The sequence below is a fragment of the Stenotrophomonas sp. YJH_SMC_40 genome, assembly GCF_059368615.1.
Genome location: NZ_JCAFRX010000008.1, coordinates 75,898 through 93,994 on the forward strand (window position 1 = coordinate 75,898; position 18,097 = coordinate 93,994).

The window sequence follows — 18,097 nt, forward strand, 5'->3', positions numbered from 1 at the left end:
GGATTCGAGAGTATCCGCACATGCCTCGGCGGGTCCAATGTCATTTGCGACACCGATTGGGTGGGTTGCCTGCTGCATTGATCGAGGAGCGGGATTTTTTGGAGGGACGAGGGGCGTTGATGGAAACGCGTACACGCGTGGTCTGGATCCACGAAGCTACACTGGCTGCCTACCCCCGATGGAAGCTCACCCATGTTCAGTGGAAAGGTCGCGGTGGTCACCGGCTCCACCAGTGGCATAGGCCTTGGCATTGCCACAGCCCTGGCGCGGCAAGGTGCCGATATCGTGCTGAACGGCTTCGGCGATGCGGCGGAAATCGAACGCATCCGTTCCAAACTGGAAGCCGAGTTCGGCGTGCGCGTGGCGCATGACGGCGCCGACCTTTCCCATGGCGAGGCGGTGCGCGGGATGATCGATCGCGCCGTCGCGACGATGGGGCGCATCGACATCCTGGTAAACAACGCGGGCATCCAGCACACCGCGTCGATCGAGGAATTCCCGGTCGAAAAGTGGGATGCGATTCTGGCGCTGAATCTCTCGGCGGTGTTCCATGCGACGGCGGCGGCCTTGCCCCACATGAAGCAGCAGGGCGCCGGCCGCATCATCAACATTGCGTCGGTGCACGGGTTGGTGGGCTCGGTGAACAAGTCGGCCTACGTGGCGGCCAAGCATGGCGTGGTGGGCTTCACCAAGGTGACCGCGCTGGAGAATGCGGGTACGGGCATTACCGCCAATGCGATCTGCCCGGGCTGGGTGCGGACGGCGCTGGTCGAGCAGCAGATCACCGCGTTGGCCGAGCGCGAAGGCACGGATCAGGAGACCGCCGCGCGTGAGCTGCTGGCTGAGAAGCAGCCGTCGTTGCAGTTCGTGACGCCCGAGCAGCTGGGCGAGATGGTGGTGTTCCTGGCCTCGGATGCCGCTGCACAGATCACCGGCACGGCGCTGCCGGTGGATGGGGGCTGGACGGCGCGCTAGCTGGCTGGCTGTGCTTTACGCTGCAGCATGGGCAATGCCACCAGCGTGGCGAGAATGGTGAACAGCACCAGCGACGAGCCCACCGTGCCGAAGCCCAGGCCGCCCTTTTCCAGCGGCTTGGTGAGCAGATCGCCGAAGGTGGCGCCGAACGGGCGGGTGAGCACGAAGGCGATCCAGAACAGGATGACCCGGTTGATGCCCGTGATGCGGCTGGCCAGTGCGGTGAGCGCGATGAGGCTGCCGATCAGCAGTGCGCCGCCGGTGAAGCCCAGCCCGGAATCGTCGGCGAGGAAATCACCCAGCGCGGTGCCGAGGGTGTTGGAGAACAGCACGGCGGTCCAGTAGAAGCCTTCGGCGCGGCGCGATGCGATGTTGCTGACCGAGATCGACTTTTCCGACACCCGCCAAGCCAGCAGCACCAGCGCCAGGCAGCCGGCCAGCAGACTGGCGCCGGTGGCGTAGCCCAGGCCGAGCGTGCGGTCGATCAGGTCGGACATGGTGGTGCCGGCGGTGCTGGTGGCCAGCACTACCGACCAGAACAGCACCGGGTGGAAGCGCCGCGCCGACAACTGCATGCCCAGCAGGCCGGCAAAGATCGCCAGCAGAATGGCCGAGCTGGCCACGTAGCCGAGGTTGAGCGTCATCGACAGCAGGTCACCCGCGGTCTCGCCGAGCGTGGTGGCGGCGATCTTCATCACCCAGAAGCCGAGGGTGACCGCCGCCACTTTGCTGTGCAGGGAATCTGCGTCTGAAGCACTCATCGAACGTCGCCTGGGAAGCCTGCGGGTGATGCTGTGGCGGCGGGCGTCAGAGCGCGGTCGGAACCGGGTTCGGCGAGAGTGAGCGTGGGGGCGGCGTTCAGCCGGTGCTGGCGGGGGCCGGCAGGCGTGCCAGCAGGGCGTCCCAGTCGGCCACGAAGCAGCCGTTGTGCCCACGGTTGCACTCGGTGATCCACGCGTCCAGCGATTCGCTCTGTGCGCGATAGCCGCTGACATCGCCCAGGACGGCGAAGTGCAGGCGGTAGTTCACCAGCATCTGCAGCCATTGCCCGGCCATGCCGGAGCGCAGCTCGAAGAAGTCTGCCGATAGGCGCTGCACCGGCACGGCGATCCACTCGGCCTGGTGCCCAAGGGCATCGCCGACCAGGTCGCGCAGGGCGTTGCCATCCAGAAGCGGGCCTGTATCGGCGCTGCGCAGGACGCGGGTGCTGCCGATCTGTTCGACATGTGTGTGCATCGTGCGCTCTGAAGTTCGTATCGTCTGCCCAGTATGGCCATGGGAGAGGCCAACAGTAAGCAGATGCAGCATGAATCTGGCGAACGAACGCGCTAGGCTGCGCCGGGCGCCCGCACGAGGCGGGTTCACGATACCGGGAAAGGGCATGGCAGGGTGGAAAGGACGTTCGTTGTTGATGGCGGTGCTGGTGTGTCCGGGTCTGCCGGCCGCGGCCGCCGAGCTGTGCACGGCCAGTGCCTACGTTGACGAGCAGGGCAACATCGTGGTGCTCGGCGCACCCGCTGCGGCACCGGCCACGGGCCAGCGCTATCTGATGCTGGACGGGCGACGTGGCGCCACCGGCGATGCCAACGCACCGGTGAGCTGCAGCGGCGACGTGGTCAGCTTCAGGACGCCTGCGGGAGCCACGCAGCGCTGGCGGCGACTGCCGACCCGCGATACCGATGCAACGTTCATCAGCGCGGGAACCAAGCTGGTTGGGCAGTTGATCGAGCCGGCAGGGCCGGCCGACCCGACGCGGCCGCTGGTGGTGTTGGTGCACGGCTCGGAACGCACGATGGCGGTGGCGGCGATCTACCAGCGCATGCTGGTGGCCCAGGGCATTTCGGTGTTCGCCTACCAGAAGCGTGGCACCGGCGATTCGGAAGGCGAGTACACCCAGAACTTCGAGCTGCTGGCTGACGATGCAGCGGCGGCGCTTGCCAAGGCGCGCGAACTGGCGAGGGGCCGATTCGGCCGCGCCGGCTACTTCGGTGGCAGCCAGGGTGGGTGGATCGCGCCGCTGGCGGCGACGCGCTCGCAGGCGGATTTCGTGGCGATCGGTTTCGGCCTGGTGGTGTCGCCGATCGAGGAGGACCGCGAGCAGCTGTTCGACGAGGCACGCCGCATGCAGCTGGATGCAACGGCGATGAAGCAGGTCGGCCAGCTTTCAGACGCGACTGCGCAGTTGATGCGCACGCATTTCAATGAAGGGTTCGAGGCGCTGGCGAAGGTGCGTACGCAGATCGGTGCCGCACCGTGGGCAAAGAACATCAACGGCGAATACAGCGGCGACATGCTGCGCATGAGTGACGCCGACCTGCGCCGGATCGGCCGCGCGCGCTTCGACAACCTGGAGCTGATCTGGGACTACGACGCCGAGGCCGCGCTGCGCCGCCTGAAGGTGCCGTTGCTGTGGGTGCTGGCCGAGCAGGACCGCGCCGCGCCGATTGCCGCCACGCGTTCGATCCTGTCGCGCCTGCGCGCGTCGGGGCAACCGATAGACACCTACCTGTTCCCGGATACCGACCACGGCATGGTCGAGTTCCGCATCGATGCCGAGGGCAATCGCGTGTCGACGCGGATCACCGACGGCTACCTGCGCCTGCTGGCCGATTGGATCAAGCAGGATGTGCACGGGGGCTATGGGCGCGCGCGCAGAGAGAGCGAATAGCGGGTAGGGTGTACGCCTGCAGAGCGCCACGGTGAATGAAGGAAGGGAATGGAAGATAGGCCCGAGCCGCTTGCTTCATTGCACACATGGATGGCGGTGGCCCCTTGGCGCCGCTGGCTGGTTGCCGGCGTGCTGTTGGTGACCGGGTTGGGTGCGTTCTTCGCCGGTTGGTTCGGCTTGGCAATGCTGCTGGGCGACAACGAGGATGGCGCTGCGATGGCGTTGAATGCCGCCTTCGTGCTGCTGCTGTCGTTGGTACTGCTGCCGGCGCTGCACTATGGCTTCCTGCGCGGCTTCCGAAGTAGCGCGCAGGGGCGCGATCGGTTGGCCTTCCGGTTCGGAGCGGAGGATGCAGCGCCGGTACCGGCCATCAAGTGGCCATGGTCCTGGCGGCTGCGGCATGCGGTGCTGTACGTGCTGGGTATTGCGACGTTGCTGCTCGTCTTCCTGCCGCACGACAACCAGGCGGCTTTCAGTGCCTTCATCGGCCGTTACAGTGCGGGCCGCGCGTCTGCGGGCAGTTTGACCATGCTGGTATTCGCGTGGCTGCCGCTGCTCACGCTGATGGGGGTGTGCATGCTGCTGCTTCGCCGCCAGTTCCGGCTCCGCGATGCCGGGTTGCTGGACGTGGTGGGCAAGCGGCTGCTTTCAGCGGAGAGCCACTGGCTGTTTTCGTTTGCGGCCGCGTTTGCCGCGACGGCGTTCCTGTGCCGCTTGATTGGCAGCGTGGCGCTGTAGGCGCGTGGGTGGCCACGCGCCAGCACCGCGTCAACTCGGCTTCGCGAACACATCCAACCCCTTGCCGGTTTCCAGCAGCGACTTCAGGCTCGACAGCACGATCGGCCAGCCCTGGCGGATGCCGGTATCCATGCCGCTGTCCGGTTCCAGCTCCTCATGGGTAACCGTCAGCCGCACCATGTCCTGATAGGGCACGATGTCGAAGGTGACGCGGCTGTAGGCATCCGGGTTGTCGGCCTGCGAGGCGGCGGCCCAGGTGATGACCAGCCGCGAGGGCGGGGTGCTTTCCACCACCTCGCCGACCAGCTCGACCGAGCGCGTTTCGTTGGCGCGCACGTGCTGCCAGAGCGAGCCGGGTTTCCAGTCCGAGACGTTCTCGTGGCCCCAGTAGCGGCGGGCGATCTCGGGGCGGGTGATGGCCTCGAACACCTTCTGTGGCGTGGACGCGATGTAGATCACGTGGATGAAGCGGGTTGACTCTGCAGACATCGTCATTCTCCTTCCAGTTCGCGTTTCAGGTCATGCAGCAGGCTCAGGCGCTGCTGCTCGAACTTGCGTACCCAGCGCTCGTAGACTTCATGCAGCGGCACCGGGTTGATGAAGTGCAGCTTCTCGCGGCCCCGACGCACCGTGCTGATGAGGTTGGCGTCTTCCAGCAGGCCCAGGTGCTGGGTGACCGATTGCCGGGCCATGTCCAGGTGCTCGCACAGCTGGCCCAGGGTCTGGCCGTTGTCCTCGCAGAGCAGATCCAGCAGCGTGCGGCGCGTGGGATCGGCCAGCGCCTTGAACACCTTGTCTGCGTCGCGCACGTTGTCTACCGCCATGGGGATGTCTTCAATTCCAGTTGTCGATCCTGACGTCGTGTGGGTTGGGCTGGCCCTTGCCAGTTTCCAGCAGTGCCTTCAGGCTCATCAGGAACACCGCCCACTTGGTGCTGCAGTGGGAGGTGAACTCGACACGTTCCTTCCAGCCTTCGTGGGTGAACAGCACGATGCAGTAGTCGCCTTCCTGCTTCAGTGCGAAGCGCGCGTGGGTGCCGATCCATTCGGCGGGGCCGGCCAGGAACTTCCAGAGCACCAACTCGCATGGAATGAGCTGTTCCAGCTGCATTTCCATGGCGCCGATTTCCTGGCCGTTGTTGGTGAAACGGACCTTGACCGTGCCGCCGGTCTCGCGGTCGCCCCGGGTGTCTTCGGCCCACCAGGCGGCGACGCCTTCGGGGGTGGCCAGGGCCTGGTACACCTGGCTTGCAGGGGCCTTGATGCCGACCCTGTGTGCGATATCCACCATTGCAGGTTCCTCGCGATGGGCCGGCAGGCGCCGCCCTTGGGATGGACTATATGCAGGTAACTGCCTGCATGTCAAATCCGACCCAGGGACTTCCGACCCTGGTAGTGCCGGCCGCTGGCCGGCATCCTCGTGACAGCTGATTGACGCGTTGACAGGAGTACGTGCATGACTGAAACAGGAGAGGACACCTTGACCATCCGCCGCGCCAGTGCGGCAGATGCCCCTGCGGTGCTGGCGCTGTTCGATGAGGTGATTGAATGGTTCGTGTCCATTGGCAATCTGCAGCAATGGGGCAGCGAGCCGTGGTCCACGGTGCCGCGCCGGGTCACCCAGGTGACCGATGCGTGCGCGCTGCCTGGCGCATGGGTGGCGCAGAACGAGCAGGGTGAGGCGCGTGCGTTCCTGGCGCTGGGCGAGTCGATGCCCTATGTGCCGGCGCCCGATGGGCCGGAGCTGTACGTGCGGGTATTGGTGGCCTCGCGTGATGCGCGCGTGCGCGGCATTGGCCGTCGCCTGATGGCGTTTGCCGATGAGCAGGCGCGCGCTGCCGGCCTCGACCATCTGCGCGTGGACTGCTATGGCGGAGGCAGCGGTGATCTGGTGCGCTTCTACGAGTCCTGCGGCTACACGCGAATTGCGCCGTTCAACGTGGACGGCTGGCCAGGCATGCTGCTGGGCCGCCAGCTCTGACGCCGCTGCGTCATTCGGTCGCAGCATGCATGCAGGAATCGGTACATCGGTTCGGCGCTAGAGTGGGGTCACCCCCTCCAGGAAGGAGCAGCGCATGTACTACAGCAGTGGCAACTACGAAGCCTTTGCGCGCCCGCGCAAGCCCGCCGGTGTCGATGGCAAGCGCGCATGGTTCGTCGGTTCAGGGCTGGCCTCGCTGGCCGGCGCCGCGTTCCTGGTGCGCGATGGGCGCATGGCCGGTGAACGCATCACCATTCTTGAACAGCAGCAGATTCCTGGCGGTGCGCTGGATGGCCTGAAGGTGCCGGAAAAGGGTTTCGTGATCCGTGGTGGCCGCGAGATGGAAGATCATTTCGAGTGCCTGTGGGACCTGTTCCGCTCGATACCGTCGCTGGAGATCGAAGATGCCAGCGTGCTGGACGAGTTCTACTGGTTGAACAAGGACGACCCGAACTATTCGCTGCAGCGCGCCACCATCAATCGCGGCGAGGATGCACACACCGATGGCCTGTTCACGCTGACCGAGCAGGCACAGAGGGACATCATCGCGCTGTTCCTGGCCACCCGTCAGGAGATGGAGAACAAGCGCATCAACGAAGTACTGGGCCGTGATTTCCTGGACAGCAACTTCTGGCTGTACTGGCGAACCATGTTCGCGTTCGAAGAGTGGCATTCGGCGCTGGAGATGAAGCTGTACCTGCATCGCTTCATCCACCATATCGGCGGCCTGCCGGATTTCTCGGCGCTGAAGTTCACGAAGTACAACCAGTACGAATCGCTGGTGCTGCCGCTGGTGAAGTGGTTGCAGGACCAGGGCGTGGTGTTCCAGTACGGTACCGAGGTGACCGACGTCGACTTTGATCTGCAGCCGGACCGCAACCAGGCCACGCGCATCCATTGGATGCATGACGGTGTAGCCGGTGGCGTGGATCTCGGCGCGGATGATCTGCTGTTCATGACCATCGGTTCGCTGACCGAGAACTCGGATAATGGCGACCACCACACTGCGGCACGCCTGAACGAAGGCCCGGCGCCTGCCTGGGACCTGTGGCGCCGCATTGCCGCGAAGGATGACGCGTTCGGGCGTCCGGATGTGTTCGGCGCGCACATTCCAGAAACCAAGTGGGAATCGGCAACGGTGACCACGCTGGATGCGCGCATTCCGGCCTACATCCAGAAGATCGCCAAGCGCGATCCCTTCAGCGGCAAAGTGGTGACCGGCGGCATCGTCAGCGTGCGCGACTCGCGCTGGCTGATGAGCTGGACGGTGAATCGCCAGCCACATTTCAAGAACCAGCCCAAGGACCAGATCGTGGTCTGGGTGTATTCATTGTTCGTGGATACGCCCGGCGACTACGTGAAGAAGCCGATGCAGGACTGCACCGGCGAGGAGATCACCCGCGAGTGGCTGTATCACCTGGGCGTGCCGGTGGAAGAGATCGATGAGCTGGCAGCGACCGGCGCGAAGACAGTGCCGGTGATGATGCCGTACATCACGGCGTTCTTCATGCCACGCCAGGCAGGTGACCGCCCGGACGTGGTGCCGGAAGGTGCGGTGAACTTCGCTTTCATCGGCCAGTTCGCCGAATCGAAGCAGCGCGACTGCATCTTCACCACCGAGTACTCGGTGCGCACGCCGATGGAGGCGGTGTACACCTTGCTGGGGATCGAGCGTGGCGTGCCGGAGGTGTTCAATTCCACGTATGACGTGCGCTCGCTGCTGGCCGCGACCGGGCGCCTGCGTGATGGCAAGGAACTGGACATTCCCGGGCCAGCGTTCCTGCGCAACCTGCTGATGAACAAGCTGGACAAGACCCAGATCGGTGGTCTGCTGCGCGAGTTCAAGCTGGTGCAGGGGGACTGAGCGGGGCGTGGGTAGCGCCGGGCCATGCCCGGCGAGCCCGGCAGCGGGTAGTTGACAGCGTTTCAACCTACTAGTAGGTTGGCGACATGAAAGAGTCGCTCTCGCCCAAGGCCCAGGAGATCCTGACCCATGCCCGTTCGCTGCTGGAGGCCGGTGGCTACAACGGTTTCAGCTACGCCGACGTGTCCGCGCGGGTGAACATCAGCAAGGCCAGCATCCATCACCACTTCCCCAGCAAGGCGGACCTGGTGCGCACGGTGGTTGAACTGTACCGGGCCGAGGCGCGCGAAGGCCTGGCGCTGCTGGACCGGCAGCTGGACGACCCGCTGCAGGAGCTCAACGCCTATGTGGAGTACTGGTCCAGCTGCATTGCAGGGGGGACGTCGTCGTTCTGCATCTGCGCGATGCTGGCAGCGGAGGCGCCGATGATCCCTGCGGAGATTGCCGATGAAGTGCGCGGGCATTTCGAGGATCTAAGCGGGTGGCTGACGGTGACGCTGGAGAAGGGCGCGGCGCTGGGCCAGTTGCGCCTGCAGGGTTCCCCTGCGGACGAGGCCAGGGCGTTCATGTCCTCGGTGCACGGCGCGATGCTGGCCGCGCGCGGTTTTGGTGACGCGGCGACCTTCGCGGCACTGGCACGGTTGGCGATCGCGCGGGTGAGTGCGGCGCTCTGAGAGATGTGTGGTGGGCCTGCGGCGACGCGGGCCTTCTTTTTGAGTCCAATGCCTACCTACTAGTAGGTTCATTCTATCCCTGGAGATGTCCCATGTCCCACCCTCTGTCCACGCTTGGCGTGATCCATACCGCTGTCAGCCTGATCCCGGTGTTGAGTGGCCTGTATGCCTTCATTCGCCATCGCGCAATCGATCCCGCCACGCGCGCGGGCAAGCTGTACCTGGTGGGGCTGGTGCTGTCGGTGGCCACCTCGTTCACCGTGTCCAGCACGGGCGGGATCAACCCCGGCCACGCATTCGGGGTGATCGTGCTGCTGGTGGCATTCGGCGGCGTGCTGGCCGCGCGGCTGCGCTGGCTGGGGCGCGCAGCACCTTATGCATCGACGTTTGCGCTGTCTTTCAGCTTCCTGCTGTCGTTGGTGCCCGGCGTCAACGAAACGCTGACCCGCGTGCCGGCAGCGCATCCGATTGCTGCCGCGCCGATGGCCCCGGTGGTGTTGCACACGCTGCTGGTCTGCCTGGTGGTGTTCGTGATCGGCGTGGCCGCGCAGTGCTGGAGGCTGCGAAACCGTGCCTTGGCAGGACGATCCTGAGACGCCGCCGGTCACTCCGGCGCGGCAAGTGCGCCCAGCAGTGCCACCGGTTCGATCAGTGCAGCCGAGCGCGCCGGGTCAAGTTGAATGTGCCGGCTGCAGAAGCCGAACGATCGGCCTGCGGCACGCTCGGGGACGCGTGCGCTCGCGTCCGGTGTCTCAATCTCCAGCACCTCATCCACGGCCAGCGCCAGCGTTGCGGTACCGGCATTGATCAACAGCATGGCCGGGCTGTCACCGTCGAATGCCGCTTGGCCGCTCATGCGGCGCAGGTCGACCACGGGTAATGGCTGCCCACGGACTTCCAGGGTCGGCCTGCCGTTGCGGTCTGCAGGGCCGAATGCCTCCAGGCCGCGAATTTCGACGGCAGCCTGGATGTCGATCGCGAACAGGGCGGTGCCTGCACGCACGATGACGATCTCGAACAGGTCGGCGGGCGATGCGCGTGTTTTCGTTGCAGGTGGGGCGGGTACTGGCATGCGATGGGCGTGGCGAAGACAGCGGGAAGGAGGATCCTGATGATGACGCCCGAACGTAACGCACGGCCGCGTCGGCAGGCGCACGCAAGGCGACGGTTCAGTGTGTATCAGGCGGGGGCGCGTGGCGGCTCGACGGTGCCGATGCGTGGGAAATGCGGACGCAGCAGGCCAACGAGCTGATCCATGCCTGGAACGGAATGGCCAAATTCGTCCCATCGCGCATTGACCAGCCCGGACACGACGATCTGCCCGGTCTCGATGCGGGTCATCGCCCAGTAGGGTACGGCGCGTGCGCCGATTGCCATGTCCAGTACCGGGGCGACGGCGGCGTGCGAACGACTGTCGTGGATGCGGCGCCTGACCGCCTCCAGGCCGTCGGGCGGGCCTTCGATGTACTGGAAAAACCGCTGCCCGTCGACGAGCAGCGCTCCGGTGACGTCCACCCGGCGATTGAACGCGGCAGAGTCCGAGACGATCTGGCGGAGGGTTTCATCGGAAAGCCCAGCCGACATGTGGCTGGAGTAAGCAAATGCGTGGAGCATGGAAGGGGCTTCGTGTGACGCCCATCACTATACGTGGGTCTCCACCGTCCGCCGTGAGCCTTTTCTCACGTGGCGCTGGAGAGCGCTGAGCTGGATCAGCAGCCCACCAGCCGATCCGCGCCAACACCGCCGCGATGCTGGCTGCGGTACTCGGTAGGGCTCGCATCGACCTGGCCCCGGAAGTGCCGACGGAACGATTCCTGCGAACCAAATCCAGCCTGCTCGGCAATCCACTGCAGCGGCCGATCGGTGGTTTCCAGCAGCTCGCGGGCGTAGGCGACGCGCTCGCGGATCAGCCAGTCGATCGGCGACAGGCCGGTGGCCTCCAGGAACTGCCGCTGCAGGGTGCGTTGGCTGAGGGCCGCCTGCTCGGCGAGGCTGCCCAGTGAGTGTGGCTCGCGCAGGTTGCGGCGCATCCATTCCATCAGCCTTGCCAGGCGCGTGGGCTCGCCATGGGGAATGGCGCGGCTGACACGCTGGCTGCGTTCGGCATCACGCCATGGCGCCAGTACCAGTCGCTCGGCCACCAGGTTGGCCACGCGCGCGCCGTAATCTTTGCGCACCATGTGCAACATCATGTCCATGCCGGTGGCCGAGCCGGCCGAGGTGATGATGCTGCCGGTATCCACGTACAGCGCATCCTCCCGCACATCGATGTGTGGGAACTCGCGTGCCAGCGCTTCGGTGAGGCGCCAGTGGGTGGTGGCCTGGCGGCCATCGAGCAGCCCGGCCCAGGCCAGCACGAAGGCACCGGAGCAGATCGAGGCGATGCGCGCGCCGCGTGCGTGGGCACGGACCAGTGCATCGAGCAGTGCCTGCGGTGGGCGCTCGCTGGGCTCGCGCCAACCGGGAATGACGATGATGTCGGCGTCATCAACTGTGCTGAGGTCGTAGGGAAGCTGCACCTGCGTTCCGCCAAGCATGCGCAGCGCACCGGGTTCACCCGCGCACAGCTGGGTGCGATACCAGGCCACGCCGAGTTCCGGCCGCACCGGCGCGAACAGGCCAACCGCACAGCCGAACTCGAACAGCCCTTGGCCGTGGCAGGCAACGATGGCGACGAGCGGTGCGCTGGGATCGGCGGGTGGGCTGGGCATGGCTTGATGCTACGGGTGCAGATGCGGGGCGTTGCGTGGTGCGAGGGCATGAGGTGATGCCTGTGGAGCATGTGCACGGGGGCATTCGTCTGGCCTGGGGCACCCGACGGGGTAGAGTCGACTGTTAGTCGACCATCGCGCGCAGCGCGGGCTTCCAGGCGGTATCGCCAACAGCAGTCGACTAACAGTCGACTCTACCCCGTCGTTTGTCGCCCATCACCCACCACCTGCCACCCGCCGCTCGCCGTCCCATGGGCGTGGTGCGCAGGGCTGCCTAACGTCATTACCAGCAGTCATGTGGGTGGCCGGATGTTACGGCTGGGTGACGCGATCGCGCCTGTCGCGGTGGGCGGACAGGCCCTTGAATGGAAGCGTGTTTCCGGCCCACCCCCACGAGCCCCCATGCCTGCCGCCCACACCCCTGTCCTGAGCACTCTCGCTGTTCTGATCACAGCCATCCTCGCCGCTTCGCCCAGCCATGCGGCTGAAGCCGATGCGGATCCTGCTGCCGCCGCTGCGACGGCCAACGTGGCCGCGTCCACGCTGGATGCGGTGGTGGTGACCGGCTCGCGCACCAGTACGCGTACGGTGAAGAACAGTTCCACGCCGATCGACGTGATCTCCGCCGAAGACCTCACCGCCACCGGCCAGGCCAACCTGCTGGAAGCACTGCAGCGCGCACTGCCGTCGCTCAGCCAGATTGGTGGCTACCAGAGCGACCAGGAGAGCCTGATCCGTGGCTACCAGCTGCGCAACCTGTCGCCCGGCTACACGCTGGTGCTGGTGAACGGCAAGCGCCGCAATGCCAGTGCCTATGTGAGCGGTGCCAATGGGGGCGGCTTCCCAGGCCATGCGTGGGCGGACCTGGCGTTGATTCCGGTGTCGGCCATCGACCATGTGGAAGTGCTGCGTGATGGTGCGTCGGCCATCTATGGCTCCGATGCGATTACCGGTGTGGTCAACGTGATCCTGAAGTCGCAGGCGCACGGTGGCGAGCTCGCCGTGGAAAGCGGGCAGAGCATTGATGGCGATGGCTCGCGAACCAGCGTGCGTGCCAACGTTGGCCTGCCGTGGGGTGCCGATGGCTTCGTCAACCTCTCCGGCGAGACCACCCGCCAGCATCATGCGATCCGTACCCGCCGTTACATCGATGGCTACCTGAGCTACCCGGCGGTGGATGGTAGCGGCAATCTGGTGGCGCTGCGGCCGAATAATCGATTGCCGGCCGGGGCATCGCCGAACCCGGCCGAAGCCAGCCGCAATGCCGAGGCCAACACCATCCTCAGCTCCCCGTCGTATGCGCTGAAGGCTTTCGCGGTGAACGTGGGCCATGGCCTGGGCGAGAGCGCGCAGTTCTACGCCAATGCCACCGCCAGCGATCGCACCGCGCAGGCGATCCAGAACTTCCGCCTGCCGGCGACCATCTTCACCACCTACAAGGCTCCAGGCGTGCTGAACGTGTTTCCCGATGGCTTCCTGCCGGTGCTGGAAACCAAGGAGAAGCAGTACACCGGCACCGCGGGCGTGAAAGGCCAGATCGCAGGCTGGGACTACGACGCCAGCCTGACCGGCAACCGCAGCACGGTGCGTACCTATACGCGCAACTCGGTGAACTACTCGCTGCCGTACCCCGGTTCACCCACTGACTTCTATGACGGCAAGCTGGACTACCAGCAGGGCATCGCCAACCTGGACCTGCGCCGCGGCTTCGAGGTGGCGGCGTTTGCGTCGCCGCTGGAGGTGAGCGCGGGCGCCGAGTACCAGCACGAACAATACGAGCGTGGGGCAGGGCAGTGGGAGTCGTACACCGGCTTTGGTGCTGCGGCCTTCGTCGGCTATTCCACTGCGGACGCGGTGAAGGCGACGCGCAACAGCAAGGCGGTGTACGTGGGTGCGGCCACCAACATCACCTCGCGCTGGTATCTGGATGCGGCGGCGCGCTGGGAAGACCATTCCGACTTCGGCAGTGTCTCCACCGGCCGCCTGACCACGCGCTTCGACTTCACCGACGCGTTGGGTGTACGCGCGACGGTCAGTAATGGTTTCCATGCGCCCAGCCTCGGCGCGCAGTACTACCAGGCCACCGGCAGCTGCCCGTGCGGTACCACGCTGGTGGCGCAGGTGTCTTCGCCGGCGGCGGTTGCGCTGGGTGCTACGCCGCTGAAGCCCGAGAAAGCCACCAACTACAGCCTGGGCGTGACCTGGGACCCGAGCCCGGCGTTCCACCTGGCCGTGGATGCCTACCAGATCGACATCCGTGGCCAGCTCGGCCAGTCCAGCCAGATCGGCTACAACGCGCAGGATCCTGCACGCGTCACCGACAACAGCGGCACGGTGCTGAGCGCGGCGCAGAAGAACACCATCGATGCTCTGCTGGGTTCGGCCGGCATCAGCATCCTGCCGGGTGATGCGTTCTATGCCAGCTACTTCACCAACGTGGGCAATACCCGCACACGCGGTGTCGAGCTGACCCTGGAGGCCAACCAGGAAACCGCGTGGGGCAAGCTGCGCTGGAGCTATGCGGCCAACGTGGGGCGCACCACCATCCAGAAGATCAGCGACATTCCGGCGGCGCTGCAGGGGCTGCCGAACATCAACCTGTTGACCAAGAGCAGCGAGTACGCGCTGCGCTTCCGTACACCCAGCTACACGCAGGTGGCGGGGTTGGGCTGGCAGAACGGGCGCTGGCGCTCGAACGTCGACTTCACCTACTACGGCCCGATCAAGCGCCTGAACAGCGGCGTGGAGTACAAGCAGCCGCCGGTGCTGGTGACCAATCTCTCCGGTGCCGTGGAACTGGGCGCAGGCTGGAGTGCGGCGCTGGGCATCAACAACGTGTTCGACAAGCGCACGCGCAAGGTGCCGGAGTACGCGCGCAGTGCCACCGATGTGGCGAGCATCGAGACGACCTGGGACAACGGCGACGTGTTGAGCAACGTCGGCGCGTACTGGTACGGGCGGGTCAGTTACCGGTTTTGAGGTTCACGCCAAAGGCGGCCGGACGTGGTTCGGCATCATCGAGGAGCATTTCATGTCTTCTGCATTGAAGGTGGTGGCAGTGGTGGGGTCACCGACCAGCTCGGCGACGTCGCGCACGTTGCTGCTGGTGCGGCACTTGTTGGCGTCGTTGCAGCAGCGGGTGCATGCCAGCGTGGAGCTGGTGGAGCTGGCGCCGATCGCGCGTTCGCTGGGGCAGTCGCTGTCGCGCGATGAAGCGGAGCCAGCCGTAGAGCAGGCACTGCAGGCAATCGAGGCGGCCGGTCTGCTGGTGGTGGCGGCGCCGGTGTATCGCGGTTCCTATCCCGGGCTGTTCAAGCACCTGGTCGATTTCATCGGTCTGGAAGCGCTGGTGGATACGCCGGTGCTGCTGGCGGCGACCGGTGGCAGCGAGCGCCATGCGTTGGTGATCGACCACCAGTTGCGGCCGTTGTTCAGTTTCCTGCAGGCGCACACGCTGCCGATCGGGGTGTATGCCACGCCTGCCGACTTCGATGGCGAGCAGATCAACAGTGCAGCCTTGCAGGCGCGCATCACACTGGCGGCCGAGCGCGCGGCATGGCATCTGGCTTCGCAGGCGCTGGCGGTACCGGCGCCGCTGCGAAGGATCGCCTGACGGCATAACCGGCGGCGCTTTGCTTATGGCCAAGGCGCATCTGCGTGGCCGGATCTGACCGCCGATTGTCGCCTGGCATCGCCGTGCCGACCGCCGTCATCTCTAGCATCGATATCGAAGCGGCATCGCATTGCCGCCCCCCGATGAGGACGACCCCGTGAGTCTGGACGCAACCGACAAGCCCATCCTGTTCCTGCTCGACCGTGAGTTCGAGGACGGACAGATTCCCGGCCAGCGCTTCTTCTGCCGGCACAGCCTGTTGCTGGAAGGTGCGCTGTCGAGCATCGACGGCCTGGACGCGCAGCTGGACGTGCGCCGCATCGGTTTCGCACGGCCGCGCCGGGAGGTGATCGCCGAAATCGGCGAGCAGGACCAGTCGCTGCCGAAGCTGGTGCTGCCGCAGGGCGTGCGCAGTGACCTCGCGAGTGGCGTGCACCAGGACCGCCAGTACATCTCCGGTGCCGAACCGATCCTGGCCGCGCTGAACGGGTTGCTCGGCATCCCCGTGGCCCATCCCTGAGCGAGGACGCGACCATGAGCTATCAGATCAGCGTGTTGGACAAGAGTCCGGTGGCCGAAGGTGCTACGCCCGAACAGGCGCTGCGCAACAGCCTGCAGCTGGCGCAGCGCGCCGAACAGCTGGGCTATCACCGCTACTGGTTTGCCGAGCATCACGCCGCGCCGACGTTGGCCAGCCCCGCACCGGAAGTGCTGGCGGCCTGGGTGCTGGCGCAGACCCGGCGCATCCGCATCGGCAGTGGCGGGGTGATGCTGCGCCACTACGCGCCGTACAAGGTGGCGGAGAACTTCAACCTGCTGGCGGCGTTGGCGCCAGGGCGCGTGGATCTGGGCGTGGGCAAGGCGCCCGGCGGCCTGCCGGCATCTACCGCTGCATTGGCAGCGGGGCGGCCGGCGTTCGCCGACTTCGACCAGCAACTGCGCGATCTGGAGGGCTATCTGTCCGGCGCCGAAGCCGATGTGCTGGCGCGGCCGATTCCGCAGCAGGCGCCGGAGCGCTTCCTGCTCGGTGCCAGCCCGCAGAGTGCACGGCAGGCGGCCGAGCTGGGCTGGCGTTTCGTCTACGCCGCGCACTTCGACGGCGACCCGAAGCACATCGAGGCCGCGTTCCACGCCTACCGCAGCGTCTCCTCGCAGCCACCGCTGCTGGCTACGGTGGCCTTCGCCGCGCCGACTGCCGAAGCCGCAGCGCGTCATATCGGTGCGCTACGCGTCTACAAGCTGCACCTTGGTCCCGGGCAGGCGGTGAACCTGCCCAGCCCCGAAGCGGCTGCCGAGTACGCACGCCAGGTGGGCGTGGCCGACTTCCGCATCGAGGAAACACGCCCGAGCGTGTTGTCCGGCGATGCGCCGCACGTGCGCGGCGAACTGGACGCGCTGCACCGGCGCTTCGGCGTGGGTGAATTCATCCTCGATGCGCCGGTGGCCGACCTCGACGCACGCCTGACATCCCTTGAACTGCTGTCGCCCGCGCCGCGCGCGGCGGTGGCCTGACCTGCAGGAGCGATTCCCATGAGCACCACCCCGCGCCACATTCCGTTCGGCATCATGCTGCAGGGCCCCGGCAGCCACATGCATGCCTGGAAGCACCCGTCCAACCCGGCCGATGCCAGCGTCAACCTGCAGTTCTACATCGACATCGCGCGCACTGCCGAGGACAACGGCATCGCGTTCGGCTTCGTGGCCGACGGCCTGTACATCAACGAGAAGTCGATCCCGCACTTCCTCAACCGCTTCGAGCCGATCTCGTTGCTGTCGGCGCTGGCCACGGCAACGAAGAAGATCGGCCTGGCCGGCACGCTGTCGACCTCGTACAGCGACCCGTTCACTGTCGCCCGCCAGTTCGCCTCGCTGGATCTGCTCAGTGGCGGTCGTGCTGGCTGGAACGTGGTGACCTCACCGTTGGAAGGTTCGGGTCGCAACTATGGCCGGCCGCACCCGGAGCATGCGCTGCGCTACCAGATCGCCGACGAGTACCTGGAGGTGGTGCAGGGGCTGTGGGATTCGTGGGATGACGACGCCTTCGTGCGCGAGCGCGACAGCGGCACGTTCTTTGCGCCGGAGAAGTTCCGCCGGCTCGACCACAAAGGCCGCTTCTTCCAGGTGGAAGGCCCGCTCAACATCCAGCGCTCGCCACAGGGCCAGCCGGTGATTTTCCAAGCGGGTTCTTCCGATGATGGCATCGCGCTGGCCGGCAAGTACGCCGATGCGGTGTTCACCCATTCGCCATCGCTGGAGGAGACCCGCGCGTTCACCCAGAAGGTGAAGAACTCGGCGATCGCCCATGGCCGCAGCGGCAATGACGTGAAGATCTTCCCGGGCATCGGCCCCATCGTCGGCCGCACCGCCGAGGAGGCCGAGGCCAAGTATCAGGCGATCGCCGCGCTGGCCACGCTGGAGGATGCGCTGGCCTATCTCGGCCGCTTCTTCGACCACCATGACTTCAGCCAGTACGACCCGGATGCACCGTTCCCGGAGCTGGGCGACATCGGCAGCAATTCGTTCCGTTCCACCACCGACCGAATCAAGCAGGATGCGCGTGAGAAGGGGCTGAGCCTGCGCCAGGTGGCGCTTGAAGCGGTGAGCCCGCGACCAAACTTCATCGGCACGCCGGAGCACGTGGCCGATGAGCTGATCCGTTGGTTCGACGCCGGTGCCAGCGACGGCTTCATTCTCGGCTTTGCCGCACAGCGCGAAGGCCTGGATGATTTCGTGACCCAGGTGCTGCCGATCCTGCAGGCCCGTGGCTACCACCAGCGTGAACTGGAAGGGCAGACCCTGCGTGAGTATCTGGGCCTGCCGTACAAGGCCAGCCGCCATTCGACCGATGCCGAACCGGCGCGGAAGGCGGGGTAG

At 66.0% G+C, this 18,097-nt stretch carries 20 protein-coding genes; 12 read left to right on the top strand and 8 right to left on the bottom strand.

The features are described from left to right. Positions 1-192: 192 nt before the first annotated feature. Entirely contained in the window at positions 193-975 is a 783-nt protein-coding gene (locus AC5P6X_RS15830; RefSeq protein WP_329756735.1) for a 3-hydroxybutyrate dehydrogenase, read from the top strand. On the opposite strand, the gene AC5P6X_RS15835 is transcribed toward AC5P6X_RS15830, so the two are convergent. Together AC5P6X_RS15835 and AC5P6X_RS15840 are read right to left on the bottom strand one after the other, a co-directional pair. Continuing rightward, positions 972-1,736: a COG4705 family protein gene (locus tag AC5P6X_RS15835; RefSeq protein WP_123958497.1), complete on the bottom strand. Its 765-nt coding sequence runs from the start codon at positions 1,734-1,736 to the stop codon at positions 972-974. The genes AC5P6X_RS15830 and AC5P6X_RS15835 overlap by 4 nt on opposite strands. A 97-nt stretch (positions 1,737-1,833) precedes the next feature. Next, entirely contained in the window at positions 1,834-2,211 is a 378-nt protein-coding gene (locus tag AC5P6X_RS15840) for a DUF4180 domain-containing protein (protein WP_049403163.1), read from the bottom strand. A 145-nt stretch (positions 2,212-2,356) separates the two neighbouring features. Here AC5P6X_RS15840 and AC5P6X_RS15845 point away from each other — a divergent pair, with 145 nt between their 5' ends. Both AC5P6X_RS15845 and AC5P6X_RS15850 read left to right on the top strand, forming a co-directional pair. Continuing rightward, positions 2,357-3,643, top strand: coding sequence for an alpha/beta hydrolase family protein (locus AC5P6X_RS15845; protein ID WP_329756737.1), 1,287 nt, complete (start codon positions 2,357-2,359; stop codon positions 3,641-3,643). Positions 3,644-3,826: 183 nt separating this feature from the next. Continuing rightward, positions 3,827-4,381 carry a hypothetical protein gene (locus tag AC5P6X_RS15850; protein WP_227860341.1) on the top strand — a complete coding sequence of 185 codons (555 nt, stop codon included), beginning with the start codon at positions 3,827-3,829 and terminating at the stop codon, positions 4,379-4,381. A gap of 30 nt (positions 4,382-4,411) precedes the next feature. Here AC5P6X_RS15850 and AC5P6X_RS15855 read toward each other — a convergent pair whose 3' ends face one another. From AC5P6X_RS15855 to AC5P6X_RS15865, 3 genes are read right to left on the bottom strand one after another with little or no spacing between them, the layout of a single operon-like run. Beyond that, on the bottom strand, positions 4,412-4,870 hold the full coding sequence (locus AC5P6X_RS15855; protein ID WP_108270132.1) for an SRPBCC family protein: 459 nt from the start codon (positions 4,868-4,870) through the stop codon (positions 4,412-4,414). Positions 4,871-4,872: 2 nt separating this feature from the next. Further along, positions 4,873-5,205, bottom strand: coding sequence for an ArsR/SmtB family transcription factor (locus tag AC5P6X_RS15860; protein ID WP_005409330.1), 333 nt, complete (start codon positions 5,203-5,205; stop codon positions 4,873-4,875). A gap of 10 nt (positions 5,206-5,215) precedes the next feature. Next, entirely contained in the window at positions 5,216-5,671 is a 456-nt protein-coding gene (locus AC5P6X_RS15865; RefSeq protein ID WP_108270131.1) for an SRPBCC family protein, read from the bottom strand. Between the two features lie 165 nt (positions 5,672-5,836). Here AC5P6X_RS15865 and AC5P6X_RS15870 point away from each other — a divergent pair, with 165 nt between their 5' ends. The 4 genes from AC5P6X_RS15870 (at position 5,837) to AC5P6X_RS15885 (ending at position 9,492) form a co-directional block, all read left to right on the top strand. Beyond that, positions 5,837-6,361: a GNAT family N-acetyltransferase gene (locus AC5P6X_RS15870; protein ID WP_088435956.1), complete on the top strand. Its 525-nt coding sequence runs from the start codon at positions 5,837-5,839 to the stop codon at positions 6,359-6,361. A gap of 94 nt (positions 6,362-6,455) precedes the next feature. Next, on the top strand, positions 6,456-8,225 hold the full coding sequence (locus AC5P6X_RS15875; protein ID WP_495215522.1) for an oleate hydratase: 1,770 nt from the start codon (positions 6,456-6,458) through the stop codon (positions 8,223-8,225). 86 nt (positions 8,226-8,311) lie between these two features. Further along, positions 8,312-8,899 (top strand): TetR/AcrR family transcriptional regulator, encoded by a 588-nt coding sequence (locus AC5P6X_RS15880; protein ID WP_024958136.1) that lies wholly within the window; start codon positions 8,312-8,314, stop codon positions 8,897-8,899. A 92-nt stretch (positions 8,900-8,991) separates the two neighbouring features. Continuing rightward, the gene (locus tag AC5P6X_RS15885) at positions 8,992-9,492 is read left to right on the top strand and encodes a hypothetical protein (RefSeq protein ID WP_005413048.1); all 501 of its coding nucleotides are present in this window, start codon (positions 8,992-8,994) and stop codon (positions 9,490-9,492) included. An 11-nt stretch (positions 9,493-9,503) separates the two neighbouring features. Here the strand turns inward: AC5P6X_RS15885 and AC5P6X_RS15890 are convergent, their stop codons facing one another. The 3 genes from AC5P6X_RS15890 to ftrA form a co-directional block, all read right to left on the bottom strand. Next, positions 9,504-10,055 carry a chemotaxis protein CheW gene (locus AC5P6X_RS15890; protein ID WP_495215524.1) on the bottom strand — a complete coding sequence of 184 codons (552 nt, stop codon included), beginning with the start codon at positions 10,053-10,055 and terminating at the stop codon, positions 9,504-9,506. 23 nt (positions 10,056-10,078) lie between these two features. After that, positions 10,079-10,513 carry a BLUF domain-containing protein gene (locus AC5P6X_RS15895; protein ID WP_032965809.1) on the bottom strand — a complete coding sequence of 145 codons (435 nt, stop codon included), beginning with the start codon at positions 10,511-10,513 and terminating at the stop codon, positions 10,079-10,081. 95 nt (positions 10,514-10,608) lie between these two features. Next, a complete protein-coding gene (ftrA, locus tag AC5P6X_RS15900) occupies positions 10,609-11,610 on the bottom strand; it encodes a transcriptional regulator FtrA (RefSeq protein ID WP_187757326.1) in 1,002 nt (333 codons plus the stop codon). Positions 11,611-12,012: 402 nt separating this feature from the next. On the opposite strand from ftrA, the gene AC5P6X_RS15905 reads away from it, so the two are divergent. The 5 genes from AC5P6X_RS15905 to AC5P6X_RS15925 all read left to right on the top strand — a co-directional run bounded on the left by AC5P6X_RS15905 (position 12,013) and on the right by AC5P6X_RS15925 (position 18,097). After that, on the top strand, positions 12,013-14,589 hold the full coding sequence (locus AC5P6X_RS15905) for a TonB-dependent receptor plug domain-containing protein (protein ID WP_329756744.1): 2,577 nt from the start codon (positions 12,013-12,015) through the stop codon (positions 14,587-14,589). Positions 14,590-14,641: 52 nt separating this feature from the next. Further along, complete coding sequence (gene msuE / locus AC5P6X_RS15910; protein WP_329756746.1) at positions 14,642-15,223, top strand: FMN reductase; 582 nt, start codon at positions 14,642-14,644, stop codon at positions 15,221-15,223. Between the two features lie 157 nt (positions 15,224-15,380). Continuing rightward, a complete protein-coding gene (locus AC5P6X_RS15915) occupies positions 15,381-15,743 on the top strand; it encodes a DUF3088 family protein (protein ID WP_005409341.1) in 363 nt (120 codons plus the stop codon). A gap of 14 nt (positions 15,744-15,757) precedes the next feature. After that, positions 15,758-16,735: an MsnO8 family LLM class oxidoreductase gene (locus AC5P6X_RS15920; protein ID WP_329756748.1), complete on the top strand. Its 978-nt coding sequence runs from the start codon at positions 15,758-15,760 to the stop codon at positions 16,733-16,735. 18 nt (positions 16,736-16,753) lie between these two features. Beyond that, positions 16,754-18,097: an LLM class flavin-dependent oxidoreductase gene (locus tag AC5P6X_RS15925; protein ID WP_329756750.1), complete on the top strand. Its 1,344-nt coding sequence runs from the start codon at positions 16,754-16,756 to the stop codon at positions 18,095-18,097.